General features: G+C 64.8%; 14 protein-coding genes and 3 pseudogenes. 3 read left to right on the forward strand and 14 right to left on the reverse strand.

Going from position 1 to position 21,862, the window contains the following annotated elements:
• Positions 1-160: 160 nt before the first annotated feature.
• The 6 genes and pseudogenes from HV711_RS13420 to HV711_RS33490 form a co-directional block, all read right to left on the reverse strand.
• The gene (locus tag HV711_RS13420; protein WP_035480493.1) at positions 161-511 is read right to left on the reverse strand and encodes a copper-binding protein; all 351 of its coding nucleotides are present in this window, start codon (positions 509-511) and stop codon (positions 161-163) included.
• Entirely contained in the window at positions 508-3,714 is a 3,207-nt protein-coding gene (locus tag HV711_RS13425) for an efflux RND transporter permease subunit (protein WP_035480492.1), read from the reverse strand. Before HV711_RS13425 ends, HV711_RS13420 begins: the two co-directional genes overlap by 4 nt.
• Positions 3,711-5,255: pseudogene (locus HV711_RS13430) on the reverse strand (efflux RND transporter periplasmic adaptor subunit). Before HV711_RS13430 ends, HV711_RS13425 begins: the two are co-directional and overlap by 4 nt.
• A gap of 14 nt (positions 5,256-5,269) precedes the next feature.
• Positions 5,270-6,568 carry a TolC family protein gene (locus tag HV711_RS13435; RefSeq protein ID WP_035480490.1) on the reverse strand — a complete coding sequence of 433 codons (1,299 nt, stop codon included), beginning with the start codon at positions 6,566-6,568 and terminating at the stop codon, positions 5,270-5,272.
• Positions 6,569-6,659: 91 nt separating this feature from the next.
• Positions 6,660-7,016 (reverse strand): hypothetical protein, encoded by a 357-nt coding sequence (locus tag HV711_RS13440; protein WP_035480488.1) that lies wholly within the window; start codon positions 7,014-7,016, stop codon positions 6,660-6,662.
• 159 nt (positions 7,017-7,175) lie between these two features.
• Positions 7,176-7,506: pseudogene (locus HV711_RS33490) on the reverse strand (hypothetical protein); the annotation flags it as partial.
• A gap of 373 nt (positions 7,507-7,879) precedes the next feature.
• On the opposite strand from HV711_RS33490, the pseudogene HV711_RS13450 reads away from it, so the two are divergent.
• Positions 7,880-8,017, forward strand: a pseudogene (locus HV711_RS13450) (GntR family transcriptional regulator); the annotation flags it as partial.
• Between the two features lie 19 nt (positions 8,018-8,036).
• Here HV711_RS13450 and HV711_RS13455 read toward each other — a convergent pair.
• The 7 genes from HV711_RS13455 to HV711_RS13485 all read right to left on the reverse strand — a co-directional run bounded on the left by HV711_RS13455 (position 8,037) and on the right by HV711_RS13485 (position 17,347).
• Positions 8,037-9,065 carry a porin gene (locus HV711_RS13455; protein WP_051224135.1) on the reverse strand — a complete coding sequence of 343 codons (1,029 nt, stop codon included), beginning with the start codon at positions 9,063-9,065 and terminating at the stop codon, positions 8,037-8,039.
• Between the two features lie 108 nt (positions 9,066-9,173).
• Positions 9,174-10,274, reverse strand: a complete 1,101-nt coding sequence (locus HV711_RS13460; protein WP_035480484.1) for a porin — start codon at positions 10,272-10,274, stop codon at positions 9,174-9,176.
• A gap of 160 nt (positions 10,275-10,434) precedes the next feature.
• The gene (locus tag HV711_RS13465) at positions 10,435-12,069 is read right to left on the reverse strand and encodes an HAL/PAL/TAL family ammonia-lyase (RefSeq protein WP_051224132.1); all 1,635 of its coding nucleotides are present in this window, start codon (positions 12,067-12,069) and stop codon (positions 10,435-10,437) included.
• A gap of 17 nt (positions 12,070-12,086) precedes the next feature.
• Positions 12,087-13,409, reverse strand: coding sequence for an MFS transporter (locus HV711_RS13470; RefSeq protein WP_035480481.1), 1,323 nt, complete (start codon positions 13,407-13,409; stop codon positions 12,087-12,089).
• A gap of 30 nt (positions 13,410-13,439) precedes the next feature.
• Entirely contained in the window at positions 13,440-15,089 is a 1,650-nt protein-coding gene (gene ertB, locus HV711_RS13475) for a thiourocanate hydratase (RefSeq protein ID WP_035480480.1), read from the reverse strand.
• A gap of 15 nt (positions 15,090-15,104) precedes the next feature.
• A complete protein-coding gene (gene ertC, locus HV711_RS13480; protein WP_035480478.1) occupies positions 15,105-16,196 on the reverse strand; it encodes a thiohydantoin desulfurase in 1,092 nt (363 codons plus the stop codon).
• Positions 16,197-16,456: 260 nt separating this feature from the next.
• Positions 16,457-17,347, reverse strand: coding sequence for a LysR family transcriptional regulator (locus HV711_RS13485; RefSeq protein WP_035480477.1), 891 nt, complete (start codon positions 17,345-17,347; stop codon positions 16,457-16,459).
• Positions 17,348-17,446: 99 nt separating this feature from the next.
• Between HV711_RS13485 and ertD the strand changes: the two genes are divergently transcribed.
• Positions 17,447-18,829, forward strand: a complete 1,383-nt coding sequence (gene ertD / locus HV711_RS13490) for a hydantoin-5-propionate amidohydrolase (RefSeq protein ID WP_035480475.1) — start codon at positions 17,447-17,449, stop codon at positions 18,827-18,829.
• Positions 18,826-20,103, forward strand: coding sequence for an N-carbamyl-l-glutamate amidohydrolase ErtE (gene ertE / locus HV711_RS13495; protein ID WP_035480474.1), 1,278 nt, complete (start codon positions 18,826-18,828; stop codon positions 20,101-20,103). The genes ertD and ertE overlap by 4 nt, the downstream gene beginning before the upstream one ends.
• Before the next feature lie 614 nt (positions 20,104-20,717).
• Here ertE and HV711_RS13500 read toward each other — a convergent pair.
• A complete protein-coding gene (locus tag HV711_RS13500; protein WP_035480472.1) occupies positions 20,718-21,848 on the reverse strand; it encodes an NAD(P)/FAD-dependent oxidoreductase in 1,131 nt (376 codons plus the stop codon).
• Positions 21,849-21,862 lie beyond the last annotated feature (14 nt).

The following is a 21,862-nucleotide window of genomic DNA, read 5'->3' on the forward strand; positions in this document are numbered from 1 at the left end:
TGCGGCAAATGCCATGGGCAACACCCGCCTTGACGCATCGTTCAGGCGACCCATCCATCGTCCGACATTGATTGATAACTTCCGCATTGCCGTCCCCATGCATACTGAACCGCTGGCTATCCATTAAGGGGCAGCCAGCGGAGACCGCTTCAGCGCCTCGTCAAGACTGCTTTTCCAGCTTCACGATCGTCAGCGTACCGTCGACGTTCTCGACGCGCACCTTGACCTTGTCGCCTTCGCGGACCTGTTTGATCATCGCCGGGTCCTTCGCCTTGAATGCCATTGTCATCGGCGGCATGCCGACGTTTGCAAGGGCGCCGTGTTTCAGCGTAACCATGCCGCTGGCGGCATCGACCTTCCTGACCTCCGCATCGGTGAGTGCATCTTTGGATGACACTTGCGAAGTCACGGGTTTCATGGACATGTTCGTGCCCGCCGTCTCGTTACCCGCAAACGCAGGCGCGGCGATAAAGGCGGCAAGAGCAGCAGATACGACGATCGACTTCTTCATAATGATTCTCCAGTTTGAGTAGAGGACACTTTCGTGCCGGAAGGTACTGCATGAGTCTGTGATTCCTTTTGCGCCATCCTGAGGCGACGCCGTTGCAGCAGCAGCCATGCGGCGGGAATCACGAACATGGAAAGCAGGGGCGCGGTGACCATCCCGCCAACCATCGGAGCAGCGATGCGTTGCATGACTTCGGAACCGGAGCCGTGGCCGACCATGATCGGGATGAGACCGGCGAGCACCACCGCGACCGTCATGGCCTTGGGTCGCACCCGAAGCACGGCGCCCTCGCGGATCGCCTCGACGAGTGTTACCTCGGTCAGAGGCTCGCCTTCCTCGATGCGGCGGTTCAGCGCGCTCTTCAGGTACAGCAGCATCACCACGCCGAATTCGGCCGCCACACCCGCAAGTGCAATGAAGCCAACCGACGTGGCCACCGAAACGGCATGCCCCAGTATCCAGATGAGCCAGAAGCCGCCGACCAGCGCGAACGGCACGGTCGACATGAGCAGAAGCGCGTCGGCCGCGAAGTTGAACGTCAGGAACAGCAGCACGAAGATCACCACGAGCGTCACCGGAATCACGGTGCGCAACTTCGCGGCCGCGCGCTCCAGGTATTCGAATTGCCCGGACCATGCAATCGAATACCCGGGCGGCAACGTCACCTTCTGCGTAACGGCCTGCTGCATCGCTTTCACGGCCGACTGCAGGTCGACGTTGCGGATATCGATGTACACGTAACCGGAAAGCCGCGCATTTTCACTGCGGATCATCGGCGGGCCATCCGCTATGCGCAGGTCCGCGACATCGTCCAGCTGGATCTGTGCGCCCCGGTCCGTCACGACCGGCAACTGACGCAGCTTCTCCAGCGAATCGCGCACCTCGCGTGGATACCGGATGTTGATGGGGAAGCGCTCTCGGCCTGCGATGACCTCGCCCACGTTGTCGCCCCCCACCGCCGACGCCACGACAGCCTGGACGTCGCCAACGGACAAGCCATAGCGCGCGGCGGCAAGCCGATTGATGTCGACATCGATATAGCGGCCACCGTTCAGTCGCTCGGCCAAAGCGGACGTTACGCCAGGTACGTGCTTGACTGCGGCCTCGATCTGCGCAGCGACCCCGTCGATCTGGCCAAGATCCGGTCCGGAAATCTTTACGCCGACGGGTGTCTTGATGCCCGTCGACAGCATGTCCAGCCGGTTGCGGATGGGCGGTACCCAGACGTTCGACAGTCCCGGCACCATTACGGTCCGGTCGAGTTCCTCGACCAGCTTTTCTGGCGTCATGCCGGGGCGCCACTGACTTCGCGGCTTAAACCGGATCGTCGTTTCGAACATTTCCAGGGGCGCCGGGTCCGTCGCACTGTCGGCGCGGCCAGACTTGCCAAAAACGGTTGCCACTTCAGGGACCATCTTGATCAGCCGGTCGGTCTGCTGCAGCAGTTCTGACGCCTTTTCGGCCGAGATGCCCGGAAGCGCTGTCGGCATGTACAGCAGGTCGCCCTCGTCAAGCGGAGGCATGAATTCTCCACCGAGCCGCGAGATCGGGATTGCGGTCACAAAGAGGGCGATCACAGCCAGTCCGATGGCAAACCAAGGCCGGCGTAGCGTCACTTCGATCATGGGGCGATATATGCGCACCAGCACGCGATTGATGGGATTCGATGCTTCATGCGGTATGCGCCCGCGAATCAAATATCCCATTAGCACCGGCACGAGGGTCACCGACAGACCAGCCGCGGCGGCAATCGTGTATGTCTTCGTAAAAGCCAGCGGCGCAAAGAGCTTGCCCTCCTGGCCTTCCAGCGAGAACACCGGGATGAACGACAGCGTAATGATGAGCAGCGAGAAGAAAAGCGCTGGTCCCACCTCCGCCGCCGATGTCGCAATCAGTTCCCATCGCTGCGACGCGGTGATCGGCTTATCGGGGTGCGCAAGCTCGAACGCTTCCAGATGCTTGTGCGCGTTCTCGATCATGACAATCGCGGCGTCAATCATCGCGCCGATGGCTATCGCAATGCCGCCGAGCGACATCAGGTTCGCGTTGACGCCCTGGTAGCGCATCACGATGAACGCGGCGAGCACGCCGAGCGGCAGTGACAGGATCGCCACGAACGCACTACGCAGGTGGAATAGGAACACCGCGCACACGAGTCCGACGATGATGAACTCCTCGATGAGCTTGTCCTTCAGGTTGTCCACTGCACGTTCGATGAGCTGAGAGCGGTCATAGGTCGTCACGATTTCGACGCCAGGGGGCAACGAACGCTTCAGATCCGCGAGTTTGGCTTTTACCGCGTCGATGGTTGTCAGCGCATTTTTGCGGGAACGCATGACGATGACACCACCTGCCACTTCGCCCTGGCCATTGAGCTCCGCAATGCCGCGACGCATCTCAGGCCCGATCTGGAGACGTGCAACGTCACCAAGCAGCACGGGGGTGCCCGCGTCATTGGTGCGAAGCACGACGTTGCGGAAGTCGTCCAGGCTATGCAGATAACCCGACGACCGGACCATGTATTCGGATTCGGCGAGCTCGATGACTGAACCGCCCGACTCCTGGTTGGCCTTGCCGAGCGCATCTGTCACCATCGCCTGCGTGATGCCGTACGCGCGCAGCTTGTCCGGGTCGAGCACGACCTGATACTGCCGCACCATCCCGCCGATGCTCGCCACTTCGGAAACGTCGGGGACGGCTTTCAGCTCGAACTTCAGGAACCAGTCATTCAGCGCCCGGAGTTGCCCAAGGTCATGCTTCGCGGTCCGGTCGACAAGCGCGTATTCGTACACCCAGCCCACGCCCGTTGCATCGGGGCCGAGCGAAACCGTCGCGCCCTGAGGAAGGCGGCTTTGCACCTGGTTCAGGTATTCGAGCACACGCGAGCGGGCCCAGTACTGATCTGTCCTGTCGTCGAACAGAACGTAGACGAACGCGTCACCGAACGATGAATACGCGCGGATGGTTTTCGCACCGGGCACGCCCAGTAGCGTTGTCGTGAGCGGATAGGTGACCTGGTCCTCGATGACCTGGGGCGCCTTGCCCGGATACGACGCCTTGATGATGACCTGCGTATCGGAGAGGTCGGGCAGGGCATCGAGCGGAGTCTGCGCTACAGAGTACACGCCCCACGCGGTGACCAGCACGGTCGCTAGCAGCACAAGAAAGCGGTTATGGATGGACCAGCGAATGAGGCGCGCAATCATTTCGTGCCTCCGGCTGGTTCAACCTTCGTGAGCTGGTAGCCGTCATCGGACTGCCGGAATGCGAAATGAACGGTCTGGCCAGGCTTCACGTCCGCGAATGCGTCGGGCGAGGGCTTGCCGAACGCCATCGTCATCGCGGGCCAGCCGAGCGCCGGCACGGGCTGATGCGAGAACGTGATGTCTTTCGCGGTAACGTGTTCGACCTTGCCGGTTGTCTCATAGGTTGCTGCAGCAGGCGAAGCCACAGCGGCCGCTGATGTCGGAGAACTGGTGCCGGCGCCTGTACTGCCTTCGAGCCGTGGTAGCACCGATTTCAGGCTGGCTTCGGAATCGATGAGGAACTGGCCGGATGCAACGACCGTATCGCCATCATTCAGGCCCCTGAGCACCTCGGTCTCGTCGCCGACATCGTTGCCTACGGTCACCGAGACCGGTTGCAGGCGGCCGTCCCCATTCCTCGCGATGACCACCGAGCGCTTGCCTGTCGTGATGACCGCCTCTGATGGCACGAGCAGTCTGGAAACCATCCTCTGCCCGCCGACCCGCACGCGCATCAACATGCCCGGCGAGAGCTTCTGCGCCGGGTTGTCAATTTCAAGCCGCGCCTGAAGCGTACGACTGGTGGCGCTGATGCCCGGGAGAATTTCGCGTATCTGCCCTTTGAAGTGCTGTGTCGGGTCGCCGAAGAACGTGGCATCGACCGTCATGCCGGGCTGCACGCTCAAGGCGAGCGCCTCGGGAATCTCGACGATGAGCCAGAGCTTCGAGAGACCAGCAACCTTGGCAAGCGTCTGCCCCGGCGCGACCTGGGCACCGTCCCGCACGTTCAGTTCGCTCACGACGCCGGTCTCGGGCGACGACAAGACAACATGCGTCTGGACCTTTCCGGTGAGATCAAGGCTGGCGATGAGCCCATCTGGAATCGAGAGCGCACGCATGCGCGCACGCGACGCCTCCAGCAGGCTCGCGTCCATCCCGCCGCGCTTGAGCGACAGATACTCTTCCTGCGGGGCGAGCCAGTCGGGCACGAACAGGGACGCTATAGGCGCTCCCTTGTTTATCCGCTGCATCGGGGCACTGGCATAAAGGTGGTCGATATAGCCAGTCACGCGCGACTGTACGACGTCGGCCCTGGATTCATCGAACTGTGTGGTGCCAACCGCGTCAAACCCTTCTGCGGTATCCTGCCTGCGAACGCTCGCATATCGGATGCCGAGATTCTGCTGCAGACCCGGGTCAATCCGGACGCCTGCGCCGCCACCGCCCTCATCCGCATATACGGGTTCGAGCTGCATGTCCATGAAGGGCGACTTGCCCGGCTTGTCGAAGTGCTGTGCGGGCACCATCGGATCGTGCCACTAGAGCACCTTCCGTCCTGTCTTGGGGTCGACCTTGTCGCCCGTTGAAGTTGCGGCGGCGGCATTCACGGACGCGCCCATTGCGTTTGTTGCAGCGTGACGGTTGCCCGCAAAGTAGCCTGCGCCAAGCAGGGCCGCACTGGCGAATACCAGCAAAACCCCGCGTATCAGTGGTTTGTTCATCGTCGTTCTCTCCTTCACTGTGCGGCGGCCATCGTCGGCGGCACGACCTGGTATTCGAGCTGTGCCCAGGTCTGCGAGACTTCACGTTTGAGGTCAAGCACCTGAAGCTGCGCATCGAGTTGAGCGCGGCGTGCCGCGAACGTATCGGCAAGGGAGCCTGTCCCCGACCGGTAGGCTGCGTTGGCAAGCTGCACGCGCTGCTCGGCCGCAGGCAGGAGCGACTGGCTGAGATTCGTGATGCGCTCCCGGCCGCTTGCGAGCGTCGCTGACTGGGCCTGAATATCCGCTTCGACCTGTCGTTGAGTGTCCTCGTACAGCAGGCGCGCCTTGGTGGCGAGTTCCGCCTTCTCGGCTGCATCCCGGTTCTGTCGGTTTTTGCGGTTGATGGGCAGCGGGATACTCACGCCAATGGAAACCATGTTCGAATAGCCGCCGCCTCGTTGCTGGTACGCAATCTCCCACGTCCAGTTGGGACTGCGCTCGCTGTTCGCGACGTCCGTGTCGGCGTCGGCGACGGCAATGTCATCGGCCGCTGCGACCAGCGCGGGCTGAACCTGCTTCAACTCCCCCGGGGGCAGTGACGATATGAACGACTCGGGTGCCGGCGGCTCGCCGGTAACGTCGGACACGGGCGTTGCGGTCCATCGTGAAAGCGTGATCAGGGCAGTCTTGTACGTTTGCCCGGCCTTGAGCACCTGGTCCTGTGTTTGCGCGAGCATCGCCTGGGCTTGCACGACGTCGGCGGCTGTCGCTTTCGCGCCTCTGTACGAGGCTTTGGTGGCGGCGAGTTCGTGGTTCATGTGGTCGAGCAGTTCTTGCTGCAGCGCCACGGCATTTTTTGCGTAGATGGCGTTCAGCCATGCACCTGCGGTCTGCTGCCGGACATTGGCGAGTTGCAGCAGATAGCCATCGTGCTCACGGCTGACCATCTGGTTTGCAAGTGTCGAACGCAGGCGCCGCTTCTCACCCGAGACCCATTCCTGTTCGATGCCGATGCGACGCATCGTCATGAAGTCCTGGCCGATGGTGAAGTTTTGTGGCCCAGTGACCGGCAAATTGTCGATGCCGGCCTTGAGCGTAGGGTCTGGCAACTGGCCGGCCTTGACGGCGGCTTCCGAGCTGGCGCGTACCGACGCCTGCGCGGCCTGCATCGCAGCAGAGCGGTCGGTCGCCGACTGCAGCGCCGCTTCAAGCGTGAACGACACGTTCTGCGCATGCGCGACGGTGCCCGCGAGTATCAGCGCGACGGCGAACGAGCGCGCGCGCAGGGGTGCACGCCAGCGCAGTGGCGTGCCAATGGTTTTTGATTGCATGTTCTAACCCAAACGGCGGAAACCCATAGGGAATCCACGTCCTGGACGCAGGACGACCTCACCGCAGATGCGGTGAACCTGTCAGTAAGGGTTAGATTGCTCGAGGAGGTCGCCACAGGCCGCCGGGTTCGCGGACGATGAGCGACTGCGCATAGTGGAAGACGACGCGACTTCCCATAGTCATGGGACGCCCGACGGTCGCGGCTACAGCGGGATGGTAAAGACTGCCGAACTGGCACTGGGCGGTTATCTTGCAGAAACCGCCTTTCGCCTTGTCCGACGCAGTCGATTTCAGTGAGTCGCAGCCGGGCATGACGGTGGACATACCGTCATCCATCGCCGTCGACTGCTGCATCGGACACTCCCACGCCGTGCCACTGGCTGCCAGCCCACTAATGGGCAGCATCGCGCAAAGCAGCAACAATATGAGAGTCCGAAAAAACTTCATGGCATGGATTGTAGTCGCAACTTCGTATTGTGGTTAAAGGAATTTTGGCGGTGCAGTGCAGACATCCAGACGCATCTGGGTACTCCTGAGAACCTTCGTGATTTCGCCGCCGGTCGCATTGACGCAGGCATCAACTCAGGTTCTTGTTGCCGTTCATCATCAAAAACTCTCGTCTTCCGGGCACCACATCCGCTGCGAGAGAGCGTTACCGTTCAGCAATTGTTTGGAAACGGGGATCGCGTTGTTCAGGCTCACTTCGTGGCTGATGGCCCCGAGCTACGCGACATCCAGGTCCGATGCGAGGCGACGCCAGGCCGTCAGGCGCTCGGTGGGGGCACATCACGCTGTCGATGCCTACCAGGGTGACGCCACGCAGGATGAAGGGTGTGGCAACCCGGACGGGGAATTCCAAACCGGCAGGCAGAGCGCAGGCTGCGAGCGCACCGCGGTACCGGTTGGTGGCGCACACGTTGGCGGGGATGTGGCTCCCTTCCTGCTGTGGTGTGTAGAACTACTCATTGCTGAGAGAGCGATGAGTGACAAGATTCGAGTGCAACATCGCGCCCGCATCGCCGTATTGTACGTTCGCCAGTCGTCCGCCTACCAGATCAATCACAATCTGGAGAGCCAGAAACTGCAGTACGCAATGTAGGAACGTCTGCGCCAGTTGGGCTGTGTCACGGACCGGCGTAATCGGGTCATTCCAGGATCGACACATTCGGGCCACTCGATGATCGGCGTTATGGAGCGACCTCAGGATCGGCGCAATCAAGGCACGCGTTGCGCTCGTCGTCGCGCCGGGCCGAACCCTGAAACGCATTTCGAATTTTCATAACTCGGTACCTTCGGGTCTTTTTTCCCGGAGTGCGGTGCGCGATCATGAGGAGATCATCAGTGCGCTCGAGGTGCGCGACGGCAAAGCGCTCGCGGCGATCCTGCGGCGGCACTTGCTGGAGAAGCGCGACGCGGTGTTGCTGCTGCACGCGGAAGTCGACGCGTAGCCGTGCTCCGCGCGCCGATTCAGAACGCCGTGCGTGGGCCGAGTCCGGCTGAATCGCCATTGCCGTAGCCGCACGCGCGGTCGCGCATGTAGGCCACGTAGACGTTGGTCCGTTTCGGTAACCGGTAGTCGTAACCGAGCGCCCACGTCGTTCTCGACGAGCGGTCGCGGCCGTGGCTTTTCGCGGCCATCACCGATGCGAGCACTGTGCCGAAGCCGACCGGCACCGCCGCGCCCACTTGCCCGCTATGCGTGCCGAGCCCGTCGCTGTCGATCGCGTCGTGCACGTACTGGTAGAACGCGGTGAACTTCACGACCTTCAGGTCATAGCCGATGCCGGCCAGCACCGCATTCTGCTGCGTGAAGCCGGCGATGGAAGCATTCAGGTCGCCCGGTGTCCGGTCGTATTTCGCCTGCTGGAACGCGAGCGTCGCGCTGAACGCACGGTGCCGGTCGTAGGTGACGCTGCCGCCCCATTGGTTCGCGCCCGTGTGGCCTGCTGCGTTGCCGTTCGCATAGATCAGGCTCGCCTGCAGCGGGTGCTCGCCGGATGTCGAAACCAGCACCGAATTGCTCCAGCCGTTGTCGCCGGCGAGCCCTTGCCCCGACACACCCTTGTACATCTGGTTCAGCGCCGGCGAAAAACCGAACGACGTCGAGAACGGATTGAAGCGTACGGCGGAGATGTAATAAGGTGTCGTATTGCGCCCCGCGCGCAGTACGCCATACGGCGTCGCGACGCCCACATACGCATTGCGCCCGAAGAACGTATCGCCGCCGAAGCGGCCGGCGCCGCCGTTCGACGGGCGCATGAACGCTTCGAGCGCGAACTGCAGCGCGTAGCCGCCGCCGAGATCCTCGCGGCCGCCGATGCCCCAGAAGCTCGTCGTGAAGCCGCCCGAATTCATCGCGTACGCGCGCGGCTTGCCGAGACTCTTCTGCGCGCCGACATAGACGTCGGCCAGCCCGTACAGCGAGACGGACGACTGGGCCGTGGCGTCGTCGGCGATCGCGCAGGCGAGCAGCGATGCGCCGAGGGTTGACAGCAACCGGCGACGTTGTCCGGCATTCCGGATTAATTGAGTAGGCATACTGATCGATTCGTGTGAGGGAACGAAAGGCGGACGAGGACGCGACGGCACCCGTCGAACGGAACGTCAGAACACGTGGCGGATGCCCGCGCGCCCGACGGCCTGCTTCTGGTTGCCGGACGGATTGAAGCCCGCGATCTGCGCGACCGGCGCGTCGCCGGCTGCCTTTTGGAACGCACACATCGCATAGACGCTCGTGCGCTTAGACAGCGCATATTCGACGCTCAGGTTGAACTGGTGATACTTCGGCTCCGCGTTCGTCGCGTGGTCGCGTCCTGTCGTGTACGTAAATCCGGCGCCGATCGTCACGGCCGGCGTCGGCGTGACGAGCGCCGATAGCTCGTAGTTCTGGAACGTCGCGTCGTGCCCGGCGCTGCCCTGCTGGAAGTTCGTGTTCGTGAAGTCGGCCAGCAGCTTGAGCCACTGCACGACCTGGTACGACGCGCCGACGCCGAACACCTTCTGCGCACGTGCTGCATCGAGATAGTTGCCGTAGATCGCATTCGTGAAGCCCGGATAGTTCTGGTAGCCCTGCGTCGACACGCCCGGGTTGTTGATCCGCAGATAGCCGATGCCGAAGCCGACCGGGCCCGCCGCGTAGCTCGCACCGACGCTGAACGTCGCGTTGTCGGAGAAGCGGCCCGGCTGCCCGCCGAGCGCATAGAGGCCGCCGAAAGTGACGCCCGCGATCGTGGGGCTACGGTACTTGACCGCGTTCGAGATCGGGAAACCGTTGTCGGTGTTGTCCATGTCGTTCGGGTGCGCAAAGTAGTAGCCGCCGATGTTGCCGTTCAGCGTGAACGGCTCGACGTAGTCGACGATCGAATCCCACTGGCGGCCGAGCGTGAGCGTGCCGAGCTTAGTGTCGTTCAGGCCGACGTACGCGTTGCGCGAGAACGCGAGGCCGCTGCCGAGGTGGCCGGAGTTGAGATCGAAACCGCTTTCGAGCCGGAAGATCGCGCTCAGGCCGCCGCCGAGATCCTCGATGCCGCGCACGCCCCAGCGGCTGCCGGCCGTCACGCCCGACGCGAGCTGCACGAGATGCTTGCCCTGCACGTTCGAGACGTAGTCGACGCCGTCTTCGACGATGCCGTACAGCGTGACGCTGCTTTGCGCTTGGGCGGTAGCTGCCGCAGCAAGCGGTAGCGCGAACAGGATTTTTTTCATGATGAGGGTCCGGTGCGGGTGGTTGAAAGACGGTGAACGATGGTTCGATCCGGATGTGTGCAAAGCGATCGGACGTGCGTGCTCCGCACCGCGATCGGAAGACGATCGCGGCGGCGGGGTGGCAGCTAACGGGTGAACCGAAGGAAGGGCGGTGCGCCGCTCAGTTTCGATATGCGCGCAGCAACGCATCGGCGGCCCGGAAGTCAGGCGTGAGCGGGCGGTCGCGCTCGAGGAACGCGACCTTCGTGCGCAGCGCGCGATACAGCGGCTGCGTGGCCGGCGCAAGCGCGAACGACGGCTGCTTACGCTGGCGCAGGTCGATCGCCTGCTCGGCCTCGATCAGTTCGAGGCCGAGCAGCGTGTAGCTCGCGTCGATCTGCTTCTGCACGCGTTGCACGACTTCGGGTGCGTTCGTCGCGACGTCCTCGATGCCGCCGGCAACCGGCAGGTAGTCGAGCGACACGGGCATCGCGAGCGACTTCACCGTCATTGCAAGCGCGGTCGGCGGCTTCTCCATCGCGCCGAACGCATGCACGGTTTCCGCGGTGCCGAGGAAGCGCGAGAGGCCGGTGAGGTGCGGGTCGTTCAGCTTGACGATGCGCTGCGCGGACGCGAGCGCGTTGTGGCCGAGTGCGAGTCCGAGCTGTTCGAACGCGAGCACCCACGGCAGCGGCTCGAAGTTCGCGCTCGGCAGCACCGCGCCGCCGCCGTCGACGTAGCCGGCCGTATCCTGCGTACGGATCGACTTCGGCGTGACGCCGACCGCGACGCCCGGATTGTCGTCGCTCGAATTGAGCTGCAGTTGCAGCAGCGCGCGCGCTTCGTCGTAGGTGCGATCCTCTTCGCCGAGCAGATAGACGCCGGAGCGGAAGCTGAGCGGATCCTGCAGCGGCCGGTCCGGATCGCGATTCCACAGGCTGCTGCCCGCGAGCAGTGTGCGCAGCGTTGCACCGGCGCGCAGCGTGGCCGGGAATGGCCGCAGCGCGAGCGTGTCCTCGCGGAACGGCGACACGTTGCCGTTCAGCCCCTGCAGGCTCAGCGCGAACACGACCTTCGACACCTGTGCGAGATGCGCCATGTCGGTGAGGGCGAGCGCCGCCATTCCGGCCGAGTACGCGTTGGAACTGAGGATCGCGAGCGCGTCCTTGCCGTACGGACGGATCGTCGCGATGCTTGCCGATTTCAGTGCATTGGCGGCCGCGACCTTGCGCCCCTGGTAGTACACGTCGCCTTCGCCGAGCATCGCGAGGCCGACGTGGCTCAGGATCGTGATGTCGGCTTCGCCGATCGAGCCGTCCGACGGCATAGCCGGCGTGACGCCGCGATTGAGGAATTGCGCGTATGCATCAACGATCGCAGGCTGCACGCCGGCGCCGCCGTCGAGCATCGCGTTCAGGCGTGCGGCCATCGCGGCGCGCGCCACGCGCACGCTCGTGTCTGGGCCGACGCTGCCCGAATGCGCGTGGATCAGCCCGATGTTGAAGCGCGTCGACGCGTCGATGACCTCCTGCGACAGCTTGCCGTGCGCATCGACCATCTCGCGGTCCTTGTTGAGGCCGACACCGACCGTGAGCCCGTAGATCTGCTGGCCGGCCGCGGCGGCCTTCAGCAGTACGTCGTGCGCGGCGACGACGCGCTGGCGGGCGGCCGGCGCGATCGACACGGCTTCGCCGTCGGCGATGCGCGCGATCGATTCGGGCGTGACGGACCGGCCGTCGAGCGTTACGTCCGCAAAGGCCGGGACGGCGGCGAAAAGCGCGAGCGTGATCGCGCTCCGCATGAGGAAGCGTGGCATGAAGCAGTTCTCCGGTTTCAGGCGTGACGTGGCGTGGAAGACAGCGCGGCGATCGATGCAAGCGCGATGACGCTTGCGACCATTACATACCAGGCTGGCGCGAACGGGTTGCCGGACCGTTGCGTGAGCCACGCGAGGATCGCCGGCGCGAAGCCGCCGAAGATCGTCGTGGCGATGTTGTAGGACAGCGACATGCCGGTCGCGCGCACCTTGGTCGGGAACAGCTCCGACAGCGCGGCGGGCGCGACGCCCGTGAAGATCGCGACCATCACGCAGAACGCGCTCTGCACCGTGATCAGAGCGGCGAGCGTGTGCACATCGGCGAGCCAGTGCAGCAGCGGATACACGGACACGAGCATCAGCAGGGCGCCTGCCGTGAGCACCGTGCGCTGGCCGAAGCGATCCGACCAGCTGCCTGCGCACACGCAGGTGACGGCCATCAGGCAGTTGCCGACCAGCGACGCGATGAACGCGTCGCGCCCGTCGAAATGCAGCGCGCGCTGTACGTGCGTCGGCATGTAGATCACCAGCGCATACACGCACACGGCCCACAACACCGAAAACCCGGTGCCGACCACGAGCGCGCGCGGATAGTCGCGCACGACCTGCAGCAGCGGCGCCTTGCGATCGGCCGGTGCATGCGCGGCACGCGCCATCTCCGTGCGGAAATGCGGTGTTTCGTCGAGCGTCTTGCGCAGCCACAGGCCGACGGGCGCGATCGCGAGGCCGAGGATGAACGGGATCCGCCAGCCCCAGTCGCCTATCTGTTCGCGCGACAGCGTGAGCGTCACGGCGGTCGCGACCAGTGCGCCGAGGATGTTCGACGCGGCCATGCTCGCCTGCAGCCACGAGGCGTAGCGGCCCTTCTTGTCCGCTGGCGCGTGCTCGATCAGGAACGCCGCCGCGCCGCCCACTTCGCCGCCGGCCGAGAAGCCCTGCAGCAGACGGCCGCACAGGATCAGCAGCGGCGCGCCGATGCCGATTGCAGTGAACGGCGGCGCGAACGCGATGACGCCGGTGCCGGCTGCCATCACGAGAATGGTCAACGTCAGCGCGGCCTTGCGGCCCGCGCGATCGCCGTACACGCCGATCGCGAGCGCGCCGAGCGGCCGTGCGATGAAGCCGATCCCGAACGCCATGAACGCCTCGACCAGCTCGGTGCCCGTGTCGCCGCGATGGAAGAAGTTCTGCGCGATATACACGGCAAAGAACGCGTAGACGGAAAAGTCGTACCACTCCAGCGCGTTGCCGATCGAGGCCGCGGCGATCGCGCGCCCGGCACTCGATGCGGGAGGTGACACGGCGTCGGCCGTGTCGAGGGGAACCGCAGTTTGTTTCACTTCGATCTCCTGTCGTCGTGCGGGGCAGCCTTACAGCCGGATATGCGGAATCTGCTTGCGTTCCGCTTCGTCGAGCGCTTCTTCGTAGCCGGCGTCCGCATAGCGGATCACGCCGAGCGCGGTGTCGTTGGTCATCGACAGCGTGAGCCGCTCGTTCGCGGCCGCGCTGCCGTCGGCTACGACGGTGACACCAGCGCTCGTCATGTAGCCGCTGTAGCCGCCGCCGCCCGAATGGATCGCGACGAGATCGGCCATCGACGAGCAGTTCATCATCGCGTTCAGCAGCGGCCAGTCGGCCACCGCGTCGGAGCCGTCGCGCAGGTTCTCGGTCATGATGTTCGGGTGCGCCATCGCGCCGGCCTCAAGGTGGTCGCGCGTGAACGCGACCGGCCCTGCCAGCACGGCGTCGCGTACCATCGCGTTGACCGCGAGCGCGAGCCGCGTGCGCTCGCCGTGGCCGAGCCACGCGATGCGCGCAGGCAGCCCTTCGAACGGCACGCATTCGCGTGCGCGTTGAATCCAGTTGGTGACGATCCGGTTGTCCGGAAAGTGTTCGAGCAGGTAGTCGTCGATGAGGCGGATGTCGTTCGGGTCGTTCGACAGTGCGATCCAGCGGAACGGGCCGATCGCGCGGCAGAACAGCGGGCGCAGGAACGCCTCGGTAAACACCGGGATCTCGAATGCGCGCGTCACGCCGCCGTCCTTCGCATGCGTGCGGATCAGGTTGCCGTTGTCGAACACGATCGCGCCGCGATCCTTGAATCCCAGCATCGCCTCGATGTGCCGCACGATCGACGCGCGGCTCGCATCCATCAGCGTCGTGCGATCGCTGTCGCGCAGTGCGCGCACGTCGTCGAGCGTGTAGCCCGACGGCACGTAGCCGTACACGAGATCGTGCGCGGCCGTCTGGTCGGTGACGATGTCGGGCACGACGCCGCGCGCAAGAATCGCCGGGAACACGTCGGCCGCATTGCCGAGCAGGCCGACCGAGATCGGTTCGCGCCGCGTCTGTGCGTCGGCGATCAGCGCGAGCGCCTCGTCGAGATCGCGCGCCTGTCGTTCGAGAAAACCGATCTGCCGCCGCTTGTCGATGCGTGTCTGGTCAATCTCGACGACGAGCGTTGCGGCGTTGGCCATCCGTCCCGCGAGCGGCTGCGCGCCACCCATCCCGCCTAGGCCGGCCGTGAGGATGAAGCGCCCGCGCAGGTCGTTGTCGAAATGGCGCTCGGCGATCCGCGAGAAGATCTCGTAGGTGCCCTGGATCACGCCCTGCGAGCCGATGTACTGCCAGTCACCGGCAGTGAGACCGCCCCAGCAGATCAGGTTGCGCCGCTCCAGTTCGTAGAAGTGTTCGGCATTGGCCCACTGGCCGATCAGATTGCAGTTCGCCATCACAACGAGCGGCGCGCTCGCATGCGTGCGCAGCAGTGCAACGGGCTTGCCCGACTGCACGACAAGCGTGTGGTCCTCGTCCATCGTCTTCAGCGTGCGCACGATCGCGTCGTGCGACGGCCAGTCGCGCGCCGCGCGACCGAGCGCCGCGTAGACGATCAGTTGATCGGGGTCCTCGCCGACGGCGAGCACGTTCTCGAGCAGCCGCAGCAGCGCCTCCTGGCGCCAGCCCTTGCAACGCAGCGTGCTGCCGGACGTGACTTCGAAGGTACGGGTCGTCTGATTCATCGTCGTGCCTCCTGTTCAGCGCGCGAGCGCATAGTCGGCGATCGAGATGCCGAGCGCGGCTTCGACCGGCGGGTACACCGCAGGGTCGAACACCGACGACGACAGCGGAATGTGCGCTTTCGCCACCCGCAGCACGTGGATTTCCATCCCTTCTTTCAACTGGCCCGCGCTGACCGGGCGGCCTTCGGCATCGAGCGTCGTGATTACGTCTGGGTAGGTTGCGATGCGTGCGCCGTGCGCGTCGTCGACCGCCATGTGTTCGTTCATCACATGAATGACCGCGCGCTGCGCGCCGCTGCCAAGATGGACGAGGCCGACATCGAATGCTTCACGCGTGTATTCGAGCGTGTTGCGCGAGACCTTGCCGCTCGCGATGAGCTCGCCATGCGTGGTTGCGCAGATCGCATCGATCACTGCGCTGCCGCCACGCCGTTCGGCGTCGATGATCGCTTCGCCGAGCGCGAGTGCGCGGCTGATGCCGCCGAGCGCCGCATGCTGGCGCACGTACGATGCGCGAATCGGGTTGCGGCAGCTCGCGATGAAGCCGCCGGCCATGTCGGCCGCCTTGCGCAGTATCGGCGACACCTTCGCGGTCGCGCCGCGCACGACCACTTCCATGTATGCATGCCGTTCGCGGTTGCCGCCGGCTGCAGCCTGGATCATCGGCGCGGTGCTCGACGCGAGGCCGAGCGAGCCCATGTCGCCGGTCGGATGCGCGCGGATATCGCCCACCGCGTCGACTACCTTGGTGCCGAGCAGCGCGGACGGCAGCCATGCGTTCAGCGTGCTCGACATCCCGTTCTGCCCGATGATGAGCCCGGCGAGCGGCGCGCCGAGCGCGTCCTGCACGAGCTGCGCAGCCTTTACATAGTCGGCGCCGAGCATTTGCCAGTCGGTGAGGCCGCCCGGCGCGCCGATCGCGGCGGCCGTGGCGATCCACGCGTCGTCCGGCAACTCGTCGATGGTGACTAGTTCGGGGCGGCCGATCGTGACCGCGAGCGTGCCGAGTTCACGGCCGTGGTCGGCCCAGCCGCCGCCGCCGCATGCGAAAACCGAACCGCCCTTGACTGCGGCTTCGACGTCCTTCGAAGATAGAATGCGTCCCATGTGTCGTTTGTCCTGAGAGGGGGAAAAGGGCTGTACGCGCCGGCCGGAAAGCCTTGTGTGGCGGTACTGTCCAAACGATTCTAGGGACGCCGAATATTGAGCGTTATTGCTATTTTATGGAGACTTCATAACGCGATGTTAAGCGTAGGGTAATCCCGGTGACGCCCGGACGGCGGGCTGCCTGCGCACGAATCTGCCGCTGCCGGTGTGACGACGAAACGCAGGCTGGACAACGACTCCGGCCCGTTTCGGCACGGAATTCATGCGTTCGCGGATAGCGTATGTAGTGTGTCGATGAACTCGTGCGCAAGCCGCGACAGCGGTGCGAGCACCGGGTGCAGCACGCTGACCGGCGCGGAAATGGTCGGCACGATCGGCTTCACGACGATCTGCGGCCACACGGGCCCCGCGACCGTCAGTTCGTCGATCAGCGCAATGCCGGTGCCGGCCTGCGCGAGCGCGCACGCGACGTGCGCCTGCTGTACCTCGATCTTGACCTGCGGCACGAGCCCTTCGTCGCTGAACAGCCGCCGCACCAGTTGCCCGAGCGGAATGTCGCTGCCATAGCCGATCAGCGGCTGGTTCGCGAGATCGCGCACGGCCAGCGTCTTGCGGCGCGCGAACGGGTGCGATGCGGGCACGGCCGCGACCATCCGGTTTTCGTACAGGAGCTGGCTTTCGACGTTCGGGTGCGTGTCCTGCAGGAACGCGATGCCGAGCTCGACCTGCTGCGTTAGCACCGCTTGCAGCAGCACGCCCGGAATCATCGTGTGCAGGATGATGCGCACGTCGGGAAAGCGCTCGTAGAACGCCGCGATCGCGCGCGGCAGCAGCGATTGTCCGAGATTGGGGCTGCACGCGATGCGCAGGTGGCCCATCCGGTTCTCGATCAGGTCTTCTGCGATTTCGTTGACGCGCTGCACGCCCTGGTACACCGCGTTCACTTCGACGAACAGCCGCTGCGCTTCTGGCGTCGGATAGAGCCGCCCCTTGATGCGCTCGAACAGCGCGAGGCCAAGCCGTTGTTCGGCATACGAAATGAGGCGGGATACCGCCGGCTGCGACACGTGCAGCAGCTTCGCGGCACCGCTGATCGAGCCGGTCAGCATGATGGCGCGAAACACCTCGATCTGGCGGAGGTTCAGACGCACAGCCTTAACTCCATGTTATGTGTGGGCGATAAATCGGCATGAGACATTTTGGCAGAGCGCTGCCTAAACTGCTCGTGATCAAAAAAGCAGGAGGCGAAGATGAGCGAATTCGAGCAGGTGGTGCGCGGCCGGCTGGTCGATGCGCGCGAGGTGGTCGACGACGGCTGGCTTGCAATCCGTAGCGGGCGTATCGCCGCGCGCGGCACGGGCGTGCCGCCGGCGGCGCGCGACACGATCGATGCGCGCGGGCAGTGGGTGCTGCCGGGCGTCGTCGACGGGCAGGTGCATGCGGCCAGCCAGGCGAACCAGGAGGGGCTCGGTCACGCGTCGCGTGCCGCCGCCGCCGGGGGCGTGACGGTGATGGTCGACATGCCGTACGACGATCCGGAGCCGGTCGCGTCGCGCGCGCAGCTCTACCGCAAGATCGCGGAAGCCGAACGCGATTGCCACGTCGACGTCGCGCTGTACGGCACGCTCAACGCGAAGCACGGTCTTGACGCGGCGGCCGGGCTGATCGACGGCGGCGTGTGCGCATTCAAGTTCTCGACGTTCGAGGCGACGCCCGGCCGGTTCCCGCGTGTCGAGGAGGACGTGCTGTACGACGCGTTCCGGCTGATCGCACCGTCGGGCCTTGCATGCGGCGTGCACAACCAGATGCAGGACATGACGCGCAAGAACATCGCGCGGATGATCGAAGCGGGCGACACGGGCTGGGACGCGTTCCTGCGTGCGCATCCGCCGCTGATCGAGAACCTCGCGACCGCGTTGATCTACGAGATCGGCGCGGAGACGGGCGCCCGCGCGCACGCGGTGCACGTGTCGACGTCGCGCGGCTTCGAGTTGTGCAACATGTTCCGGCAGGCCGGCCATCGCGCGAGCATCGAGACCTGCGTGCAGTACCTGATGCTCGATCACGAAACGCATACGAAGCGGTTCGGCGCGAAAACGAAGCACTACCCGCCGATCCGGCCGCGCGCCGAGCAGGAACTGCTGTGGACGCATATCGCGCGCGGCGAATGCGCGTTCGTGTCGTCGGACCACGTGAGCTGGGGGCTCGAACGCAAGGGCGACCCGAACGTGTTCCGCAACGCGTCGGGCGGCCCGGGCCTCGAAACGCTGCTGCCCGCATTCTGGACCGGCTGCGAACAGCATGGCATCGCGCCGACGCGCGTGGCCGAACTGCTCGCGACGAACCCGGCGCGGCATTTCCTGCTCGAGGACCGCAAGGGATCGCTCGACGTCGGCGCCGATGCGGATTTCGTGATCCTCACGCCGGAACGTTATGCGTTCGATCCGTCGCGCAGCCTGTCGGCTGTGCAGTGGAGCGCGTTCGAAGGCATGGAATTCACGGTGCGGATCGCCGCCACATACTGCCGCGGCGCGCTCGTGTACGACGGCGCCCGCATCGTCAACCCGGCAGGCTCCGGCCGCTTCCTGAAGCCGCACGGCAGCCGATCGATCGCTACGCAGGAGCAAGCATGAATCCGACGGTTTTCCTGCCGCTGAACGCGGAACGCCTGAACGCACGCGTCGAGCAACTGGCGCGCTTTACGCGGCCCGATGTCCCTTGGACGCGCCGCGCGTTCTCGCCGCTCTTCACCGAAGCGCGCGCATGGCTCGCCGCGCAGTTCGCCGAAGCCGGGCTCGCGGTGTTGATGGACGCAGGCGGCAACCTGATCGGCCGCCGCGAAGGCAGCGGCCGCTGCACGAAACCGCTCGTCACGGGGTCGCATTGCGACACGGTGGTCAGCGGCGGTCGCTTCGACGGGATCATCGGCGTGCTCGCGGGCATCGAGGTCGCGCATACGCTGAACGAGCAGGGGATCGTGCTCGACCATCCGCTCGAGGTGGTCGACTTTCTGTCCGAAGAACCGAGCGACTACGGCATCTCGTGCGTCGGCAGCCGCGCGCTGTCCGGCGTGCTCGATGCCGGCATGCTGCGCGCGACGAACGCCGAAGGCGAAACGCTCGCCGAAGCGCTGCGCCGCATCGGCGGCAATCCGGACGCGCTGCGCGAACCGTTACGCGCACCCGGCAGCACGGCCGCGTTCGTCGAACTGCATATCGAACAAGGCCCGGTACTCGAGACGCGCGGCTTGCCGATCGGCGTCGTGACCAACATCGTCGGTATCCGGCGCGTGCTGATCACAGTGACCGGGCAGCCCGACCATGCGGGCACGACGCCGATGGACATCCGCCGCGATGCGCTCGTCGGCGCCGCGCACCTGATCGAGGCCGCGCATGCGCGCGCGTCGGCGCTGTCGGGCAACCCGCATTACGTGGTCGCGACGATCGGGCGGATTGCGATGACGCCGAACGTGCCGAACGCGGTGCCGGGGCACGTCGAGTTGATGCTGGAAGTGCGCAGCGACAGCGATGCCGTGCTTGATGACTTCCCCCAGGCGCTGCTGGCCGGCGCGGCTGCGCGGCTCGAGGCGTTGCGGTTGAGCGCGCGCGCGGAGCACGTGAGCCACGCGCGGCCGACCGACTGCCAGCCGCTCGTGATGGACGCGGTCGAGCAAGCGGCCACGCAGCTCGGCTATCCGAGCATGCGCCTGCCGAGCGGCGCGGGGCACGATGCCGTGTATGTCGCCCCGACCGGGCCGATCGGGATGATCTTCATTCCGTGCCTGGGCGGGCGCAGTCATTGCCCGGAGGAATGGATCGAGCCGAAGCAGCTGCTCGACGGCACGCGCGTGCTGTACCAGACGCTGGTACAACTGGACGGCGTGCTTGCCGCGCGCGAGGAAAGCTAGAGGCGAATGCTGCACTTTCGGGTCCTCTGTTGCCGAAATGCGACGCTAATATCCCAAAGAGTCGCGAAGGAATTCAGCGTAGGTTTTGGCGTAGGTTTGCAGGCGAAGGCCCGCCACAAAAGGCCACGTCGCTACTTCGACGAGAATGAATAGCGGGATTGGGGAATTGTCCTCGGATTTCCGACCGGCGCCCAAACGGTCCCCCAAGTAATCGAGCCCCGCCGTCAGAAGACATAACGACAGGCAGAATTTCAAGCGATGTGCCTCGCTGCCGTCGAAGGACTTTCGCCTGAGTACACCGGCTCCGCGGCCGAGCCGAACGACACGTCGACTCGATGGCCGCTCTACCTCCCGACCAGCTGCTGCCGGCGCGCGGACTCCAACCGCGGTTCACAGTCGATTCGGTGCTTTCGCGGTTGGACCGGATTCGTGAATGTTTATTCGATGTCTGCCATCGCCCGCAGGAAGATGCATGCAGCGCGCATGTCGGCAGACGTCGAACAAGCCCGATGAAGCACACCGCGTACTCCGCTTGCCGACCATCAGGCAACTGCCGGACATCATGAAGCACCCACCAACCCGACCCCGCTTCATGGCATCGCCCCTAATCCGCCTCACCGCATTGCCTGATCGGCAAAACGCTGGGAGCGATACGGGTCCAACAGGCTCACCGTCACGCCGTCAAGCAGTTCGGTTGTGATGAACTGCGACAGTCCGGCTGCAAGGCTGATGCCTGCGTTCGTTGTAATGGAAAGCACGCCGGGCAGTTCTTCTGAGCGGCTCACGACAGGCAGTCCGTCAGCGGGAATCACGCGACGCGTTTCGGTAACTTTCTCGACAACGGCGTCCTTCAAGCCCGGCAGCACTCGCGCGGCGACACGTACGAGCTCCTCCGGGTCGGGCGTGCTTGGATCGCCAACGGGCGAACCGGAGAAGTGCTTGGCGATGACCACACGACCGTCGACGCGCTGGATCGCGTGAACATGGGCGCCAAGAATCACCGAGTCGAAGATCCGCGGCAACGGTGCCAGATGGACGACGCTCCCCGTGCTGTGGATGAGCGGTGCCTTAAGCCCTGTGCCTCCGACGAGTTCCGGGTTCGCGATGCCGCCCGCGAAGATGAGAAAATCGGCCGCGCGCGTGCCACTTGTGCTCTTGATCTCGTAACCGCCCGCCGTCTTCACGAAGCCTCGGTACGCATCGTGTGCCGAGTACTGCGCCCCGTGGGCGACCGCCGCGTCGAGCATCATCGACGTCAGTTGCACGGGCGACATCATCCCTTCGTCGGGCGTGTAGAAAATGTCCGTCTCCGCTCCCGGTTCAAACCCCGGCTCGATCTCGCGCGCCTCGGCCGCGGTGACGCGGTACGTCGGGCTGCCCCAGCGCAAGCGCCGGTTCAGTTCAGCCGCGAGTTCCCGTGCCTCCTCGGTGCCGGGTTCGGCGCTTTGTAAGCAGCCTGACCAGCGAATCGGCAGACCGTCGATCTCGCTTTGCAGGTAACGCCAGCGCAGGTGCGACAGCCGATGCAGATTGAAGTAATGCTGCGCGCCAGCTTCACCGAGCGAGTCCGCATTGCGGAACTTCGTCTGATTCGTTATCCACGCGAATGACCCAGACGTGGCGCCTTTCGCGACTTCGTTCTTGTCGAGCACGGTGACGCGCGCGCCGCGCTTCGCGAAATCATAAGCGAGCGTAGTGCCGATGATGCCTGCGCCGATGATGACGACTTGAGGTGCCGAATTCATAGAGTGCCTTTTTG

Origin of the sequence: Paraburkholderia phenoliruptrix, assembly GCF_902859825.1 — a bacterium.
Lineage (GTDB): Bacteria > Pseudomonadota > Gammaproteobacteria > Burkholderiales > Burkholderiaceae > Paraburkholderia > Paraburkholderia phenoliruptrix.